At 52.3% G+C, this 16,528-nt stretch carries 16 protein-coding genes; 3 read left to right on the top strand and 13 right to left on the bottom strand.

Annotation, left to right across the window (positions count from 1 at the left end; all coding sequences use genetic code 11):
• Positions 1-149: 149 nt before the first annotated feature.
• From R2K26_RS13965 to R2K26_RS13955, 3 genes are all read right to left on the bottom strand, one after another.
• Entirely contained in the window at positions 150-2,105 is a 1,956-nt protein-coding gene (locus R2K26_RS13965) for an ATP-dependent DNA helicase (protein WP_316523050.1), read from the bottom strand.
• 567 nt (positions 2,106-2,672) lie between these two features.
• Entirely contained in the window at positions 2,673-3,086 is a 414-nt protein-coding gene (locus tag R2K26_RS13960; protein ID WP_316523047.1) for a sigma factor-like helix-turn-helix DNA-binding protein, read from the bottom strand.
• A 660-nt stretch (positions 3,087-3,746) separates the two neighbouring features.
• Positions 3,747-4,289, bottom strand: a complete 543-nt coding sequence (locus R2K26_RS13955) for a CHAP domain-containing protein (RefSeq protein ID WP_396897260.1) — start codon at positions 4,287-4,289, stop codon at positions 3,747-3,749.
• Positions 4,290-4,419: 130 nt separating this feature from the next.
• On the opposite strand from R2K26_RS13955, the gene R2K26_RS13950 reads away from it, so the two are divergent.
• The gene (locus tag R2K26_RS13950) at positions 4,420-4,623 is read left to right on the top strand and encodes an ATP-binding cassette domain-containing protein (protein WP_316523042.1); all 204 of its coding nucleotides are present in this window, start codon (positions 4,420-4,422) and stop codon (positions 4,621-4,623) included.
• Between the two features lie 130 nt (positions 4,624-4,753).
• On the opposite strand, the gene R2K26_RS13945 is transcribed toward R2K26_RS13950, so the two are convergent.
• From R2K26_RS13945 to R2K26_RS13935, 3 genes are all read right to left on the bottom strand, one after another.
• Positions 4,754-6,505 carry a M23 family metallopeptidase gene (locus R2K26_RS13945; protein WP_316523037.1) on the bottom strand — a complete coding sequence of 584 codons (1,752 nt, stop codon included), beginning with the start codon at positions 6,503-6,505 and terminating at the stop codon, positions 4,754-4,756.
• Between the two features lie 70 nt (positions 6,506-6,575).
• Positions 6,576-8,924 carry a VirB4-like conjugal transfer ATPase, CD1110 family gene (locus R2K26_RS13940; RefSeq protein ID WP_316523034.1) on the bottom strand — a complete coding sequence of 783 codons (2,349 nt, stop codon included), beginning with the start codon at positions 8,922-8,924 and terminating at the stop codon, positions 6,576-6,578.
• A gap of 27 nt (positions 8,925-8,951) precedes the next feature.
• Positions 8,952-9,350 (bottom strand): PrgI family protein, encoded by a 399-nt coding sequence (locus R2K26_RS13935; protein WP_316523171.1) that lies wholly within the window; start codon positions 9,348-9,350, stop codon positions 8,952-8,954.
• Positions 9,351-9,424: 74 nt separating this feature from the next.
• Here R2K26_RS13935 and R2K26_RS13930 point away from each other — a divergent pair, with 74 nt between their 5' ends.
• Positions 9,425-9,667, top strand: coding sequence for a type II toxin-antitoxin system Phd/YefM family antitoxin (locus R2K26_RS13930; RefSeq protein WP_176821026.1), 243 nt, complete (start codon positions 9,425-9,427; stop codon positions 9,665-9,667).
• Entirely contained in the window at positions 9,664-10,038 is a 375-nt protein-coding gene (locus R2K26_RS13925; RefSeq protein WP_176821027.1) for a type II toxin-antitoxin system death-on-curing family toxin, read from the top strand. Before R2K26_RS13930 ends, R2K26_RS13925 begins: the two co-directional genes overlap by 4 nt.
• 50 nt (positions 10,039-10,088) lie before the next feature.
• Here the strand turns inward: R2K26_RS13925 and R2K26_RS13920 are convergent, their stop codons facing one another.
• The 7 genes from R2K26_RS13920 to R2K26_RS13890 form a co-directional block, all read right to left on the bottom strand.
• The gene (locus R2K26_RS13920) at positions 10,089-10,898 is read right to left on the bottom strand and encodes a hypothetical protein (protein ID WP_396897259.1); all 810 of its coding nucleotides are present in this window, start codon (positions 10,896-10,898) and stop codon (positions 10,089-10,091) included.
• A 96-nt stretch (positions 10,899-10,994) separates the two neighbouring features.
• The gene (locus tag R2K26_RS13915; RefSeq protein WP_316523027.1) at positions 10,995-11,369 is read right to left on the bottom strand and encodes a glutamyl-tRNA amidotransferase; all 375 of its coding nucleotides are present in this window, start codon (positions 11,367-11,369) and stop codon (positions 10,995-10,997) included.
• Between the two features lie 24 nt (positions 11,370-11,393).
• On the bottom strand, positions 11,394-13,058 hold the full coding sequence (locus R2K26_RS13910) for a VirD4-like conjugal transfer protein, CD1115 family (protein ID WP_316523169.1): 1,665 nt from the start codon (positions 13,056-13,058) through the stop codon (positions 11,394-11,396).
• A 246-nt stretch (positions 13,059-13,304) separates the two neighbouring features.
• Positions 13,305-13,616: a hypothetical protein gene (locus R2K26_RS13905; protein WP_316523022.1), complete on the bottom strand. Its 312-nt coding sequence runs from the start codon at positions 13,614-13,616 to the stop codon at positions 13,305-13,307.
• Positions 13,617-13,715: 99 nt separating this feature from the next.
• A complete protein-coding gene (locus tag R2K26_RS13900) occupies positions 13,716-14,579 on the bottom strand; it encodes an ArdC family protein (RefSeq protein ID WP_396897258.1) in 864 nt (287 codons plus the stop codon).
• Positions 14,580-14,669: 90 nt separating this feature from the next.
• A complete protein-coding gene (locus tag R2K26_RS13895) occupies positions 14,670-15,425 on the bottom strand; it encodes a PcfB family protein (RefSeq protein ID WP_316523016.1) in 756 nt (251 codons plus the stop codon).
• A gap of 65 nt (positions 15,426-15,490) precedes the next feature.
• Positions 15,491-16,408, bottom strand: coding sequence for a relaxase/mobilization nuclease domain-containing protein (locus R2K26_RS13890; protein ID WP_316523014.1), 918 nt, complete (start codon positions 16,406-16,408; stop codon positions 15,491-15,493).
• Positions 16,409-16,528: the final 120 nt, after the last annotated feature.

The following is a 16,528-nucleotide window of genomic DNA, read 5'->3' as shown; positions in this document are numbered from 1 at the left end:
AACATTCGCCTGCCGGCAGTTATCCAGCGTCATTTTTCCTTGCTCGGATAGTCTTTTTAGAAAAGCGTATGTAACGTAATACTTTATTTCGTTTATCAGCCGTTCACTTGGCATTACAGGATTAAGTGGATTTCCCATGAGTGAATCTCCTAGTGCATAAAATAATCCAGGCCTTTCTTTGCCCGGATGAATTCTTCTACGTCTTCGACTTTTTCGGTGATCCGAAGGTCTGGTAGGGCGTCCAGCACAGCCCGGTGATACCGCTCTCCGGGGGCTGCCCGATAGTCCAGAATGCTTACCACGCATGTGTCTGTTTCGGTTCGGATGGCCCGCCCGAATCCCTGCCGAAGCTTTACCTGCATATCCGGTATGACCACCGTCTGGATGTAATCCTGTAGGGTGGGATACCGCTCCCGTTCCGCTTCGCTCAATGGATCGGGAACGGGGAAGGGCAGACGCACGATGATCAGCGAAGACACCATATCGCCGGGAAAATCCACACCTTCCCAACAGGAGCCTGCTGCGAACAGCACGGCGTTTGGCGCTTGCTTAAACTGGTGGATGACGTCCTGCGCGTGCCGCCATACTTCCATAAGCGGGAAGGACAATTGCTCCTTCACCTGATTGTAGACAGCGCCCATCAGGGAATAAGAGGTAAAAAGCACCAGTGTGTGGCCGTAGGTAGTTTCTACTAATCTACAGATCTGCTCCGCCAGATACTTGACTTCCTGTTCACTGCCAATAGACAATTTCGGCTGGTCTTCGGGGAGGTATAACAGGCAGTTTTCTTCATAATTGAAGGGCGAAACCGCGACGAAATCTTCTAGCCGCTGGTTTGCAGAGAGTCCCATAAGCTGCCGGGTTCTGTCAAAGCTGCCGCCGGCCATGAGGGTGCCGGAAGTCAAAATGGCTGGTGTGGATTTCATCCACAGTGCCTTGGACAGGAGTTCCGGCATCTCCCGGCTGGCAGCGCACAGACTGGGGGTTCCGCTCCGGTCGTATTGTATGTAGAGAATGTATTTGCGATCTCCGGTGAAAAAGAGATTGAGAACCTGTTCCGTCGTTCCCAGCTGGTAAAGGATCCATCGGGGAAGATGCAGGGCCAGCTGTTTCTGAAGCTGCCGGAGAAAGGAGAGGCAAGCCCGAAGGGCTGCTTCCCGCTCTGGTGTTAAGACAAATGCAGTGCGCTGTGCATCTTCCAGCAGTTCACCCCGGCATATAGCCTTTACGAGTGCATCAAACTTTTCTTTCAACTGCTGGGCCGCAAGGGTGTGCTTTTCTTTTATCAGCAGCGTGCAGAGTTCATGGAAGTCTTCCGTCGACAAGCTCTTCCCATACATCTGGCGGGCGGCGTCCGGCAGCTTGTGAGCCTCGTCAATCACCAAGGTCCGGTAATCATTGAGAAGAGGGCGCATTTCCTGCAAACGGTGAGCGGCGTCGGCCAGCAGATAGTTGTGGTTGCAGATCTGGACGGAAATTTCTGCACATCTGGCTTCTTTCAGGTATTGGTGGTATCGGCAGGTGCTTCTCAAAGGGCAAGTTTTTTCGCAGACTTTTGGGACGCATACCTGACGCCGATCGAATCCACTGAGGCCGGTGATGGAGTCCAGGTCGTAATGAGTACGTAAGGAGAGCAGAGCATCCATCTGTTCCGCATTCTTTTTCTTATCTTTCACAGCTTCCAATCTCTGGGAAAGACGGGCGTCGCAGACAAAGCGTTCCTTGCCTTTTCGCACCATTGCCCGGATGGGTTTGGAGATGATGCGGTTCTCCAGAAAAATCCGGGATAAAAATGGAATGTATTCTCCTATGATGGCGTCCTGCAAGGCGACACTGGAGGTGGAGACCACCACGGACTGGGAACCGGCGGGTACATGAGGCGCGAATTTTTTTAGCAAAATGCAGGCGGTCAGATAGGCATAGGTTTTGCCGATCCCGACACCTGCGTCGCACAGGGCAATATTGTTTTGAAACAGGGTATCCATCATGGCGTAGCAGAGGGCGATTTGTTCTTCCCGCACAGCCAGCCCGTTTTGAGGCAGAAGCGTTCGGAAAATCCGTTCTATCTCCCCGTAGGCCTGCTCTTTTGAAATAGATCTGTTCATTTCGGCACATTCTCCTTGGTCTGTTGGCGGCAAACTAATGCGGCGCAGATTTTCTGCGCCGCACGGATTCGCCGTCAACGGCAATCTGAATAAAATAGTGGATTTTGATGTGCCGTATTTGCAACTCGCCCCCCGGCAACCTCGTGGGAACCATGCGGGCAGGCTTGCAGTTTACAAGCCGTTCACTGGCTCCCCATAGGTCTTGCTGATTACAACCTAAGGTCGGCCAACCCATCTGACGTGTGGGCAAACGATAGCGTGTATCATAATCCTCCGCCCGAGGTTGTGGCAAAAAGGGCAACTGCGCCCTCTTTCCGGTCAAAATGAATCGCTCAAAGCCAAACAACGCAAGCTGCATCTCAAAAAAAAGAGAGGCAGCTTGCGGCTGGACTTGTCATGGCGCTTTTCCCGAAGCTCGCATACTACGAACTTTTCAGTCGCTCGCTCAGGCGGGAACGTACCCGCATGGCTGGTGTTCATTTTTCAAGCTACAAGGTGAACGTCTTTTTCCCCGTTCGCCCCATAGCCCAAGAAAAAGACCGAATCGTGACATGAAATTGAAAAAACTTAAAATGTCTTTTTTAAACGCGAGATGCGCTGCCTGACAGCAGCTTCTTTCAATCCAGTTTTCTCTGCAATTTCCAAGCTGGTGAATCCTTGTAGCTTGTATAAAATAATCTGCAAAGTCAGCTTGTCCTCTTTTGAAAGGATGTGCAAGAGATGTGTATCCTCAATGCTGTCCAGCAGGGATTCGACGTCCTCGACAGGTAGTTCCATGTCTTGTGCCGAAGCCCAATCCACATAGTGTGACCATTCCACCTGACGCTGCAGGTACTGGCGCTCTTTATTGAACTGTGCCCAATCGTATGTATGCAGACGCTGGATGGTATCCTCATCCACGCCGAGCTTTCCGAGTTCTTTTTCTTCAGCTTCTTTCCAGCGGAGCCATTGTCTTTCCGCTTTGGCTTTGTTGTAAGCCATGACTGTTTCCTCCGATCAATCTGAAATTTTGGAAAATTCAGATTGTCGGAGGCGGCGGTCTGCCGCTATGCGATCTTAGCCATGAATCCCTTTTAAAGATATGAAAAAAGCATACCCGTTTTTCACAAGGTATGCTAGGTGGATTTATTTCATCGTTGCAGCATAACGAGGGAACGATATTACAAATATCATATTATTTCAAACCTTCCCTCTGTTCGTCTGAAACTTCCGGGTTAAATAGCCTTTTCGTCCCTAAACTTTTGGCTGCGACAATATTTCGAGGTTCAACGAATAACACTCGTACAAATAATAGGAAAAACGATGCCAGAGTATACAGAACAACTGGAACTTAAGCATATTATACCCGTGTGTAGTTATCTTGTTTGGATGATTATACTAAAAGTTGATGTCGTAAGACATACCACCATAGCTACAAACAAATCTTCACTCTACAATTTCATAAAATTATAACAAATAAACATCTGATTATCAATACAGACTATAAAAATAGAATCGATACCAATTTATTGAAATGTCTTAAATATAAATCTCCTGCGGAATTATAGTCGGTAATAAAGAAGTTACTGCTACAACTTTAGAAACAAGAGCGCTTTTTGACAAGTTCTATTTATTAGCGTTAGTGGTCAAATATATTTTGAGTTAATATATCGGACAACCAAATCCCCTAATTTCTAAATACCCCACGGGATGGCTGCTTTGGCGGACGAAATCATCGGAGTTGCCCTCAATCGTATAAATTCTTCCGTTCTCCACTTTCTCGACAATGCCAACGTGATCGGCGTCTCCATTCAGACCGTTAGAGGCCCAATCAAAGAAAATGATGTCCCCGGGATTCGGAACATAGTCCCGCTCCTGCCATTGGCCGTGTTCCTTAAACCATGCCATACCGCCGCTGGTGCAGCCTGCAAATTTGGGAATCATGCCGGCGTCTATGTATCCGCATTCATTGGCGCACCATGAAACAAAGCAGGCACACCAGTCTACCCGCTCGCTGAAGCCATACCAGCTCCAATACGGCTCGCCGTCAACATTGCCAACCTGCGAAAGCGCCACCGATACGATGTCGCTGCCGACGCCGGTGATCCCGTAGAGAACCTGTGTCCAAAGTTCTTTGCTCTCATCGGATAAAAGCTCTGCAAGCTGGCGGTGCTGATTTTCATCGAATCCATATTCATCGGCCATTTCCAGAGCCGTCTTGTGATCGACGGTGATGTACAGGTACTTGCGGGAAATTGTTGAAGTTGTGAAAGGCTTATAGGCGGTGGTTTTATGAGTTATCTTTTCCAGAAAGCGGTCAAGCGTATACGGAAAAATGTCAAAAGCGTATCCTCAACAGCTTTCTGGAGATCAGCAGCAACGTATCGCAATCGCGCGAGCCATTTCTAATAACCCTAAACTTATTTTAGCAGATGAGCCAACCGGAAATCTTGATTATAATACCGGCATACAGGTAATGGAGCTGTTAAAGGAGCTCAATTCCGAAGGCATCACTGTTATTATGGTAACACACGATTAGGAACTTTCCTCATATGGTTCAAGAGTAATACATATAAGCGATGGTAAGATAATTGGCAAATCATAAAGATTTGATTATATAAAAACCAGATTTTCAATTTGACATTTACCTCTTACACTATATCCACTGGCTACCTAAAATAGTTAAGCGCATCTACCCGCTCTCCGTTCTGTCTGACCTCAAAATGCAGATGATTTCCGGTAGAATTGCCAGTGGTCCCCACATAGCCGATAACCTCGCCCTGTTTCACTTCCTGTCCTTTTGTGACACAAATTGAGGAGCAGTGAGCATAGAGAGTCTCAAAGGAATCTGTATGCTTGATTTTAACATGGTAGCCGTAGCTATCGCCCCATGAATCGATGGCGTTGGCGATGGTGACAGTTCCGTTTGCCGCGGCAAGGATAGGCGTTCCTTTCGGTGCAGCAATGTCGGTTCCGCTGTGGTAGGCAATCTCTCCAGTGAAAGGATCTTTCCGATAGCCAAACCAAGAGGTGATCGTGTAGCTTTGCGGCAAAGGCCACTGAAAAATGCCCATCCCTACCCAATCGGTGTCGGGGGTCATGATCTGCCCGCTGCCGCTGACAAAACCGCCCAGCAGTTCCACCCACAGGCTCTGGTTTTCCGGTTCCAACATATGGGCGAGGTATTCGTTCTGCCTTGCGTTAAAGCTGTACTGTCGGGCCATTTCCTTCGGAGTTTTGTGTGTGATTGCAATTTCCAGAATGGTTTCCGTCACCGTTTCGGTATGAGTGGTTTCCTTGCCATTTTCATCGGTAACGGTTACCTCGACTTCATGGCTTTCGGTGCGGGTATCGGAGGATACCACATTCATTTCCCACATAATATTCCGCAGTTCATTCACCTGAGTGTCATCCAGCGAGGCGACCTGCGCTCCATCCTTCGCGCCGGTAACCTTGGCGGAAAATACAGCGAGGACATCCTCCCAATTGATGGCGGGTTCCCCGTTGCTGGAGGTGGTTTCCATCCGGTCATGGGGATTAACGGCCTCTATCTCCTGAATGCGGGCCAGATATTCCCCATTGAGGGTAGACACTGCCTGTGACACACTGGTGCCGGTTCCCGTGGAGTCGGAGGCGAAAAACAAGCCGAAGCAGGAGCCGACAATCAGGGCAATTAGGCAAATCAAAAGAATAACGACCACGGCAACCCAACCTCCGGCGGCAATCAGAGCGATCAATCCCTTAATTGCGGCAGCAGTTGCTTTGACGGCGGCTGCGGTTGCCTTGGCCGCCGCCTTTATGCCCGTTACCATCGATTTCGCTACGGCTTTGGCGGCTTGGGCAGACGCCTTAGCCGCCTTTGCGGTGGTCTGCGCTGTTTTTTGCGCCTCTTTCGCTGCCTGCTGCGCCGTTTTTGCCGAATGCTGCGCGGTCTTGATCCCCTTTGTGCCCTGCTTTACGCCTTTCACAGAACGGCTGGCTGTTTTCACTGCTTTCTGCGGCTTCCCCTTGACAGCCTTGGTCATTGTATTCTTCGTCCGCATTTTAGAAGTGGTATCTTTCACGGCTTCCACTGTTTTACTGCCTGCATTTTTCGTTTCCGACAAGGTACGGGAAATCTCTCTTTTTTCTTTCACCTTCCGGACCGTGGTCTGCGCCAGCTTTTTTCCACCACGGTAGGTCAGGCTTGCACCTTCCCTAGCAGTGGTCTCCGCACCGGACAGCATCTGATCTCCGGCATTGTTGGCGGGAGCGTTTGAGGATTCTCCACGCTGGCCGGCGAATGGCGTCTCTTTTATTTCAGATATGGATTTTTCCTTGGATTTCAGCCACAGGTCTTTCGCGGCGGTTTTCGGGGCTTTAGCTGCATGCTCCATCAGTTTCGGCTTTACGTCTTCAGCTTTTGTTTTGATTTCTTTCAATAGCATACCTCCAAATAAAAATGCAGGGGGCCGAAGGCGGCCCCCTGTTGCAATATAATTTCATCTATGGTTACGCCCCTTTCAGCACTTCATCCGGCTTGGTGGTCATCAACTGGTACAGACGCGTGTTGCGGGGGAAGCTGTTTTCGAATGGCACAATGTTTCCGGCGCAGCGGATCAGGCCGCAGCCGGCCGCCACATTGGTGATGTAGCTGAGCTGGTTTTCAGAAATATGCAGAAGCCCGGCCAGCTCGTCCCGATCGGTGGCGGATTGATTCAGGAGAATGAGAAATTCGCTGTTGGCTAGCATGAGACGGGCTGTATCGGAACGGAGAAGCTCCTCGACGTTCTGCGTCAGCCCTGTCACGAGGCCGTTGTATTTGCGGATGCGCTTCCACAGCTTGTAGAAGAAATCGGCGCTGTACGCATACCGGAACAAAAGGTAAAATTCATCGGCAAAGACCCATGTGGTTTTTCCTTTCTTCCAGTTCTGGATCACACGGTTGAAGATGGCGTCCAGCGTGACCAGCATGCCGATGGGCATGAGTTGCTCGTCAAGCTCCCGGATATCGTAGGCGATGATCCGGGCTTTGGTATCCACATTGGTGTGCTGGGCAAAAGTGTTCAAACTGCCGGTGATGAACAGTTCGGAGGAAAGCGCCAGCCCTCTGGCTTCCGGCTCCGGCTGCTTTAAAAGGGTGTGATACAGATCTTTCAGGGTAGGCGCCTCGCTCTGATAGTTGTTGATCATGTATTCCCGGTACACGTCATAGGTGCATCGGTCGAGGATGGACTTCTCCTTTGCGCTCACGTTGCCGGCGCCTACCAGCTGCTCGAACAAGGAGAGGATGAATTCGGACTTTTCGATCAGCGGGTTGCGTTCGTCGCCGTAGGCCTTGTCCATATCCATGGCGTTCAGGTGGGTGTCCGAAGAGGCGGATACCCGGATCACTTCACCGCCGAGGGCCTCGACAAGGAAGCCGAATTCAGATTCCGGATCCAGAATCAGGATATCGTCGTTGGTGGAAAGGGCGATGCTGACGATTTCTTCCTTGGCGGAGAAGGACTTGCCGGAACCGGAAACGCCGAGGCGAAAGCTGTTTCCGTTTAAGAGCTTACGGCGATCCACCACGATCATGTTCTTGGAAACTGCGTTTTGCCCGTAGTAGATGCCGCCGGTCTGAAGGATCTCCTGCGCCCGGAAGGGAATCAGCACCGCGGTGCTTTCCGTGGTCAGGGTGCGCAGCGCGGAGATCCGCCGCAAACCGTAGGGCAAAACCGTGTCCAGACCGTCCTTTTGCTGCCAGCGGAGGACGCTCATCTGGCACAAGTGCTTGCGCGCTGTGGTGAGGATCGTTTCGGTATCGCTGTCCAGCTGCTCCTTGGAATCCGCCAGATGAACTATGGTCACAAGGCCGAACATCATGCGCTGGTCGCGGTTTGTTAAGTCATCGAGCAGCTCTTTCGTCTCTTTCCGCTGCTGCTCCATATCGTAAGGGAGAACAGCCGAAAAGTTGTTGGCGGCGTTCTGCTTACGCTGCCAGTTTGCCGCGTTCGTCTCTACACCCAGGAGCTTGTTCTGGATTTCCCGCACCGCTTCGTCGGTGGGAACCGTCAGAATATCGATGGAAAGCATGAGGCTGCGATCCATGTCGCAGAGCTCTGCAATCATTGAATCCTTGATGTAGGAAGCGTAATCCTGCAGATAGAGGACGCGGCCCCAGCGGTCGTTGAGACGGAAATGGTCTTTGTGAAACTCCATGCTGTCGGGGCACAGCCAATCCTTGAAGCTGTGTCCTTTTTGCATGTGCTCTTTCAGGTCAAAGGCAAAAGCGGCAGGCTCATTGCCTTTGAAAAAGTCCCGGAAGATCTGCAGGCGCGACGCAATATCCAGTTCCCGCCCTATGGAGGAAAGCTGGGCAAGGTGGGTGATGAGGTCTGTGCCCACGCGGGAGAAATAGGTGCGGGCTTCATCGATATTCCGCTTCGCCACAGTGATGGTGATGTAGCGGTCCTGCACGACACTGCTGCTCACGCCGGTGACTGTGGAAAGCAGCATCTCGTTGTACTCTTTCCGGTAGGGATCCAGCCCATCTTCTTTCATCGGAAGCAGCAGGGATTTCTCAAACTCTGCCTTGTTGACCTTCCGGTTGTTGATGGTGATCTTGGCGGAAGCGCCGGAGTCCAGCGCGTTGAGTAGCTCGGCATAGTCGAGAAACATCGCCGTTTTGTCGTCTTTGCTGGCGATGCTGTAGTTGATATCGGTAAAGGAAAAGGTCTTGGAAAACCGTCTTCCCACCTGAAAAATCCCATCCGGCCAGATTCGCTGGATGGGAATAGCGTCCTGTACGGACTTTGGAATCGTAAATTTCTCTTTTTCTGCTTTCGCCGCTTTGCTGAGCGTTTTACTTATAGGCATCCTTCCTTTTCTGAGAGATTTTTGAGATTACGGTTCTTTCTCAGCCGATGGCTGGGAATTTCGGCCTTTCCGCTTGCGGGGAAGCTTCTCTCCTTCAGCGATGGCGTCCTTCATGGCGTCGAAGTAGAGATTGTCGGATTTAAACACCAGCTTTTTGGGATAGAGAAATTCCGACTTGAACCAGGCCCAAGCCGCCTGTTCGGCGGTCATGCCGTGGTATTTGAAAAAGCCGCAGGCTGCAAAGGGAGCGGCCCCGAGAATGCACATCCAGCCCACTTCCTCGCTGCCGACCAGCGGACGCAGGCCGAAGTACAGTCCAACCGCCACGCCTACAGCCAGCAGAGAACAGATGAACTGCCGGGCAGCGAGCCCGAAGAAGATGGACTCCTGATAATCCCGGATTTCCTTTGGCACTTTGACTTCGATAAAAAACCAGCTCCTTTAAAAATAGGTTGAATTTATCCTATTTTTGAGTATAATAGAAGTAGGAGGTGTTACAAATGACAGTGAACACAAAGAATCTTGTTTCCATTACAGAAGCAAATCAGAACTTTTCCCGTGTTGCGCGCTTGGTGGACGAAAACGGCGCAGCCGTGATCTTAAAGAACAATGTCCCGCGGTATGTGCTGTTGGAATTCAGCCAGGCAGAGCAGGAGCAGCTTGCGGAAGACGAGGATATTCTGGCCGTATCCAAGCGGCTGATCGCCAAGAACCGCCGCGCTTATGAGGAGTTGGCCAAATGAAAACCTTATCCAAAAATCAGGTGACGGCTTTGCATTCCGCGCTAATCCGGGAATTCGGAGGCATCGACGGGATTCGGGACGAAGGGCTGCTGGAATCCGCATTGGCCGCACCGTTTCAAACGTTCGGCGGAGAACCGGTGTATCCGTCTCTGCAGGCCAAAGCGGCACAGCTTGGCTTTGGCCTGATACGTAATCATCCCTTTGTGGATGGGAATAAGCGTATCGGCGCACATACCATGCTGGTTTTCCTGGCGGTGAATGGGATCGAGCTCCGTTATGAACAACAGGAATTGATTGATATTGTTCTATCCGTCGCTGCCGGTCAAATTGACCGGCAGGGGTTGCTGCAATGGATATTAGATCATGAATGAACGAACAGGTTCTGCGGTTTTCCGCAGGGCCTGTTCGCTTTTTGGATGTGTTACAGCCCCAACAGCTCCTTGACGATCCGGTCGCTCATTCGCACGGCGCCGACCAGAACAAGCAGGTTAAAGATCAGCTCGCCCACGTAGCTCCATACGGCGGTAACCGCCGAGACGTCGGGATCGATCGCAGGCGGTGAAGCTGCCATGACAGAGAAGATGATGCAGGCAAGCGCAATAATCGCCCCTTCGAGGCAAACGCCTGCATAGGAACGCAGGAAGTTTTTCCCAACATTGCTGGTGGGTTCCCCTGCGAAGCTGGACATGGGAATTGGGGCGATAGCCGTATACATGTACAATTTGAATATCCGACTATACACCGTCAGGATCATAATGAACGCCAGCGCCGTGATGAACAGCCCGCCTATCAGCGTGACTGCCCATAGGGGAATACTGTCCCAAAATCCAACTTGGTTGATCTTGTCGATGATTTCCTGTGGGAGTGCAGCGTCACTGTTCCCCGACAGTCCGGATCTCATGATGATCGTGGAGACCATCCCTTGAATGATTTGAAAAATCGCCAGCATGAGATCGAGGCCGTAAGTTACAGCGGCTTTTGCCAAGGCGAAACGAATAAACAATTTGAAAGCATGTTCCGGGCGCTTCAAATCGGCTGCGCTCGAACAGGTCTGGACCACGCCGACGGCAAAAAACAGTACCAGCAGCCCGAATCCAATGGCTTTCAAGGCCCCGTTGATGTCCAGCATGACCTGCCAGATTCCGCCGCCCTTGAAGGTCGCGGGATCTTGGGTAAGCAGTGTCCAGATTTCCGCCAGCTTGTCATTCCATGTTTCCAGCGCCGAATTCAAGTTATCAATAATCCAGTTTCCAGCTGGTCACCTCCTTTTAAATAAATAGAAGGGGGCGCTCCGTATAGAACGCTCCCTTGCGTAATGAACAGGGAATCAAGCGGTGATCAAGTCGAGGATTTCTTTCGCAAAGGTGACAACCAGCCCGCCTGCCAGCGTTAGAAAGCCCTGCGAACGCTGAGAGGGGTCATGGCTCTGGAAGGAAAGACCTACCTGTACCACACCCCAGCCTAACAGGATCAGACCGATGGCGCGGATCAAGGAAAAAATGAAGGTAGAGAGATTATTTACGACTGCCAGCGGGTCACCGGCAGCAAAGACGGTTGTTGAAAGACAGCAGAAGCACAGAACCACGGCGATGTAGGCGGAAAAACCAAATCGTCCATTTCTGCCGAGAGAAAGCGTATTCTGTGGCCTGCGATTCTTCTTGGGTGCTTTCTTAAAAGCAATTTTGAATTTCTTCAGAAGCATTCCTCCAATTCAATATGTGTTTATTTACGATTTCATAAAATCATCCGGCTCCAGCAGTTCAAACTCGTCATACTGTTCTGGAGAGTAGTCGAGGTCATCTGCGGCACTCTTTGCCAGCGTGTAATCGTAGGGCGCGGCACCGCCGTCCTCTGTCAGCCGGATGTTTGGATGGCGCATGAGATCGTATTTGTCATCCATCATGGGGCGTTCCCCGCGGACAAACAGGATCGCCTTGCGGTTATCCAGCATCCGTACTTCGTCGGGGGCGAGAAGCTCCCGACCCGTCTGCTGGTCGTTGATGCTGAAACTGCCGTTTCGTCCGCGGCTGTGGCCGTAGGTATTCGTGTCCAACGTCTCCTTGCCCATGAGCTCGGAAACATACTTGTGGGTTTCCTTTTCGTTCCCACCGAGATAGAGAAACTCGTCGCACAGGCCGACCAGCGATTCCCACTGCTCCTTGAACAGCGCCTTGATCTGCGCCATATTCTGCGCGATATAGCTGCAGAAGATATTGCGGCTTCGCATTGTGGAAAGCCAGGGCAAAAAGTTGTCCGTGGGCAGGGCGATGTTCGGCGCTTCGTCGATGAGCAAGTGAACCGGCACCGGCAGCCGGCCTTTGTATTTCCGGTCGGCTACAAAATACAGCGTCTGGATGAGCTGCCCGTAAATCATCCCCACAAGGTAATTGAGGGATTTATCCGAGTCCGGGATGCAGCAGAACAGGGCCACTTTTTTCTCGCCCATTTCCTCCAGATGAAGGTCGTCGGTGTAGGTAAGCCTTGCAATCTGCGGCAGGTTAAAAGCCGACAGCCGGACGCCGACGCTGATTAAGATGGATTTCAGCGTTTTGCCGGCGCCCATCTTAAAGATGTGGTACTGCTTGACAGCGATACTCTCCGGATCCCGCATCTCTAAACGGGCGAACAGGACGTCCAGAGGAGACTCGTATTCCTCATCTTCCTCCCGTACTTCCGCGGCGGCCAGCATCTCCATCACCGTGGCGAAGTTCTGTTCTTCCGGCGGCGCTTCATGCATGAGATATAGGACCAAGGCCTGCAGAAGCGCCGTTTCCGATTTGGTCCAGAAGGGATCCGAACTCTGCGCCCCGGGCGGGGTGGTGGACTGAATGAGGGTTTCGATTAGGCGCAGCACGTCCTTGTCGTCCCGCACATAGGCTAATGGGTTGTAGCAGAAGGAGGCGTCGGGGGTTAACAAGTCAAACACCCGCACCTCATAGCCGTTGGATTTCAGCGCTCCGCCTGTTTTGCGCAGGATTTCGGATTTTGGATCGCAGACGACCAGCGAACACGTCCCGCAGTTGAGCACATTGGGAATGGCATAGGAGCGGCTTTTGCCCGCGCCGGATCCGCCGATGACCAACACGTTGGTGTTGCGTTTGTGCTTGTGGCCGTCCATCCCCATCTGGAAATGCTGGGTCAAAATGAGGTTTTGTTTAGGATTTTTCTTGTCCCGGTACCGCTTGGCGATCCTGCACACGTTGCCCCACCTGGCGGAACCGTGCTCCGAACCCCTGCGGTAATGCTTGCGGTTGGCGGTTGCGGCAAGGGCGACAACCGCATATCCCAGCGTGAAGAACAACAGGCAGCGGGCGGAGTATTTCGTCCAGTGAACAGAAAAGGGGCTGTTCATGGAGGCAGAGAGCTTTTCCAGCAGATCCACAAGGTTCATCCCGTCGCGCCAGCTTCCGGCGACCAACAGGGCGGCCCACCAGACGATGGGCAAAGGCAGGAGCCATACCCACCAGGAATTTTTTTCTGTAGCTATCCCGCTGAAGAGGCACCCACCCTTTCTTCACAGCAGAAAGATAAAACAATGCAGACGGTCTTGTCGGTTACTCCCCTCCTTTTTCAATAAAACAAAAAATCCCGGAGTCGACGGGAGAAAAATTCCAAAGACTCCGGGCAAAGATCGTTGTTACACTTTATATCGTTCAGGTACACGCCGGTATTTCGCGCGGATGAGCTTTATGAGAAGACGGTCAATGCCGCCGCAGCTTCGATCAGCCGCAAGATAGGCGTTTCGCATCCCGTTCATGGACAGCGTGGCGTACTGGTGTTCTTCGTCGCTCAGGTACAGCTTGCGCTTTGGAGCAGCGAGGGTTTTGTTCATAAGTGCCTGCAGTTTTTCGGACACTTCCGGGCCGATGGATCCCCGCGCGCTTTGAAGTGCTTTGACCAGTATGTTCCGGTCCCCGTAGGTCATTTTCACCAACCGCTGCCTTGTCATGGCGATTCCCTTCCTTCCGGCATTTAATCTTATTTTACTTTAATATAGCACAACAGCCTGCGAAAAGCTACTGCACAAAAGAAAACAAACGGAAAACGTTCATCGATCCGGCGCGTTCTCTGTTTTTGCTTTCGGCGCCTTGGCAGGCTTGGGCGCTGCGACGGAAAATTCATCCGGCTGGATGGCCTGCTCCAGATCCCGGAAGGTCCTCTGGATATCCCAGTTGATGGAATAGGCGGCCCGTTTAACGTCGCCCAAAAAGCCGCGCTTATCGTCCGCGCTCATTTCAGTATAGCTTTGGCACACCTTGTCAAAATGGAACGCAGAGGTATCAAGGCCGAATTTCTGCGCAACCACATACGCTGCGCAGTAAGCCTGAGCCGCATACGCCTGCCGATAGTAACCACTGCCCACCGCGTCGAAGCCGGCGTGGGCCTGCTCGCGGGCGATGGCGCAGATGGTGGCGGTTTCATCCATCCCATTGCGGACAAAAATGGTGCGCTGTCTCGGCACATACTGCGCCTGCACCCCTTGAGGAATCTGGTCGGAAATCACCAGCGGGACCGGACTGTTTTCTATCATGGCGGCGATAACCTCTTCGGGCAGATGCTGCTGAGGCGGCAGGGGCTGCGGCCCTCTGGTCTGAGCGATGTCGTAGGCTTTGGTGATGGTGGAGCCGATCCCTCTGGTTCCATCCTCTTTGGTATATTCCTGATCCGCATAGAAGGTATATCCTTTCTCACCGGAACGGATGGAGCGCCCGGCTTCCTTCCATTTGTCGAAGGTGCGGGGATGGGTGATTTCAGGATTCTGCGCATAGAGAAGCAGCAGGTTGCTGGTTTTCTGCGGGGTGCAGTCCGCCATGAAATGGAGGAATCCCCTCATGGAATCGTCATCCTTGAACACTGACTCGGCCTGTGCGCTAACTCTCGACCAGACTTCCTCACGTTCAGCCTGCTTCATAGCGGCATATTCTTCCTTGGTGTACTGCTGTTCCGGCTGAGGCAGGACTTCCTGCTTTCTGCCAATCAAACTGGATAAATCGATAGGGCATTACCTTCCTTTCTGTTTTTCCTTTTTCTTCTGCTTGGAACGACCGGGGGTAGGATTCTGGTGTTCCTGCTGCTTGGATTTCCCTGTTTTCTTCTCCGCCTGCTCCTGCCGGATTTCCTGCAGCTGCTTTTTCACCGAGGGCTTATGCTCCGGCTCTTTAGGGCTTGTTAAGCCGGACGAAGAGCTTTTGCTGGGCGAGGAAGGCTCGGACGGACTCTTTTCCGCTGCCGGGGGATTTGATTCCTTCTCCCGGCCAGAAGTAAAATTTTCGGCGGCATCCTGCTGAGGCGGGCCGATATTGAAATCGTCCTCAAAGCCGCCCACCTCGAATTCCACTTCGCCCTGCTCGGTTTTGACGGTTTCCGTCTTGCCGGGGGCCGGGGCTGCGGGAGCCTGTTTTTCCTGCTCCTGTACGCTGGCGATGGTGGCTTCGCCGACCTGCGCCTTAACTGCGTCAAGACCGAGGTTGTCAAAAATACGCTGGACTTTGGAGGCGTCGTCCGCGAATACCACCACTTCGATACGGTCGGCCTTTTGCTTATTCCGAATGGGGACGTATAGCAGGCCGTGCGTTTTGGCTTCTGTGGCGAACTCCCTCATATGTTCCGTGGGAATGTTAAAGAATTTGAATGGACGCTGTTCCCGAAGCATGCGCACAAGCCTCGTCTTGCCGTGGGTTTTCTTCTGGTCCTTCAGTACGGCATAGACAAACAGCGCAAAGTTTTTCGCCGCCATACCCGACAGCCTGAGCGCCATTTCTGTGCCTTCAAGTGTAAACCGAACAATCTGGTCGGCTGGATCGCTTCCGTAGTTCAGTCAATTCACCTTCCTTTGTGATTATCCCGATTGCGGGCTTCTTTCTGCGGATCTTCTTTTTTCTGCTGTTCTTCCAATCGCGCCGATTGCAGCCGCTGTTCCATCTCTATCGAATGGATTTCGATGTTCCGGCACAGCTTGACCGTGTGCCGCAGCTTTTTCAGCTGCGCTGTGCATACACCGATTTGCGGGGATTTTGGTTCATAGCGGTAGAGCTTCTGGCGCTGCTTTATCAGCACGGCGATTTCATCTTCCGCTTTCTGCCGGATGGCGGCAAGCTGCCCGCGGTCCGCGATGTGATTTTTGAAGATGAATTCCGCCTGCTCGATTCGTCGATCCAGCTTGCGGATATCCTCACGCACAGCGTAACTTATGTACCGTGGCTTTTTCGGCAGTGCGCCCACCTTGTATAAATAGGAAAAGTAGAGCGCCCGCAGGCCGGTGCGCCCGCGGTGGGGCTTTTTTCCGGAAAGGAGAAGGCGCCGGCGGACCGGCGTCTGTTCTTTCCCAGCCCGGTGGGCAGGCTTGGGGTAAAGGATGCGACGCTGGAGGGTTTCCGGGGTGTACCGCATTCCCAGAGTCTTGAACCGCACGGTGCGCCCGCTGCCTGGCAGAATCAGCGTGGGGTGCTTCCTGTCAAAGCGGAAAGCATAACCCTGCCGCTCCAAAATCCGCAGAAACTGCTTCCACGTGAGAGCAACTGCAACGGCGGCGTCCAAGTCCTGCTGAATGGGTGTTTTCCATGTAGGCGTTCCGTTTTGTTCGGCCAGCCACTGCGCGTAGGGGCGGACGACCTGCTCCGATTTCTCCGTGCAGATGATGGATAGACGGTGCTCTGCGCAAAGCGCATCGGAAATCCGACGCACCTCGGTGATATAGCTTTTCGCATTGCTGCGGTATTTTTTGCCGTCTTTTACGGACACGGAGTTCAGTAGGCTAAGTACCCAGCGCCTTGCCGCATTGCTGCGGTAGGTTTCCAGGCACTCGCCCCCGAACCGGACTTACAACTCTCGCTGTATCCGGCTCTCTATTCATTCACAGCC

The organism is Neglectibacter sp. CSJ-5, from assembly GCF_032490475.1.
Taxonomy (GTDB): domain Bacteria; phylum Bacillota; class Clostridia; order Oscillospirales; family Acutalibacteraceae; genus Hominenteromicrobium; species Hominenteromicrobium mulieris.
Note: the sequence above shows the minus strand (reverse complement) of the source record. Positions and strands in the feature narration are given on the sequence as shown.

Bases quoted from the DNA above. Each gene is read 5' to 3' on its own strand.
- R2K26_RS13965 (WP_316523050.1), bottom strand. From the start codon at position 2,105: ATGAACAGATCTATTTCAAAAGAGCAGGCCTACGGGGAGATAGAACGG.
- R2K26_RS13960 (WP_316523047.1), bottom strand. From the start codon at position 3,086: ATGGCTTACAACAAAGCCAAAGCGGAAAGACAATGGCTCCGCTGGAAA.
- R2K26_RS13955 (WP_396897260.1), bottom strand. From the start codon at position 4,289: ATGGCCGATGAATATGGATTCGATGAAAATCAGCACCGCCAGCTTGCA.
- R2K26_RS13950 (WP_316523042.1), top strand. From the start codon at position 4,420: ATGTCAAAAGCGTATCCTCAACAGCTTTCTGGAGATCAGCAGCAACGT.
- R2K26_RS13940 (WP_316523034.1), bottom strand. From the start codon at position 8,924: ATGCCTATAAGTAAAACGCTCAGCAAAGCGGCGAAAGCAGAAAAAGAG.
- R2K26_RS13930 (WP_176821026.1), top strand. From the start codon at position 9,425: ATGACAGTGAACACAAAGAATCTTGTTTCCATTACAGAAGCAAATCAG.
- R2K26_RS13925 (WP_176821027.1), top strand. From the start codon at position 9,664: ATGAAAACCTTATCCAAAAATCAGGTGACGGCTTTGCATTCCGCGCTA.
- R2K26_RS13915 (WP_316523027.1), bottom strand. From the start codon at position 11,369: ATGCTTCTGAAGAAATTCAAAATTGCTTTTAAGAAAGCACCCAAGAAG.
- R2K26_RS13910 (WP_316523169.1), bottom strand. From the start codon at position 13,058: ATGAACCTTGTGGATCTGCTGGAAAAGCTCTCTGCCTCCATGAACAGC.
- R2K26_RS13905 (WP_316523022.1), bottom strand. From the start codon at position 13,616: ATGACAAGGCAGCGGTTGGTGAAAATGACCTACGGGGACCGGAACATA.
- R2K26_RS13900 (WP_396897258.1), bottom strand. From the start codon at position 14,579: ATGAAGCAGGCTGAACGTGAGGAAGTCTGGTCGAGAGTTAGCGCACAG.
- R2K26_RS13895 (WP_316523016.1), bottom strand. From the start codon at position 15,425: ATGGCGCTCAGGCTGTCGGGTATGGCGGCGAAAAACTTTGCGCTGTTT.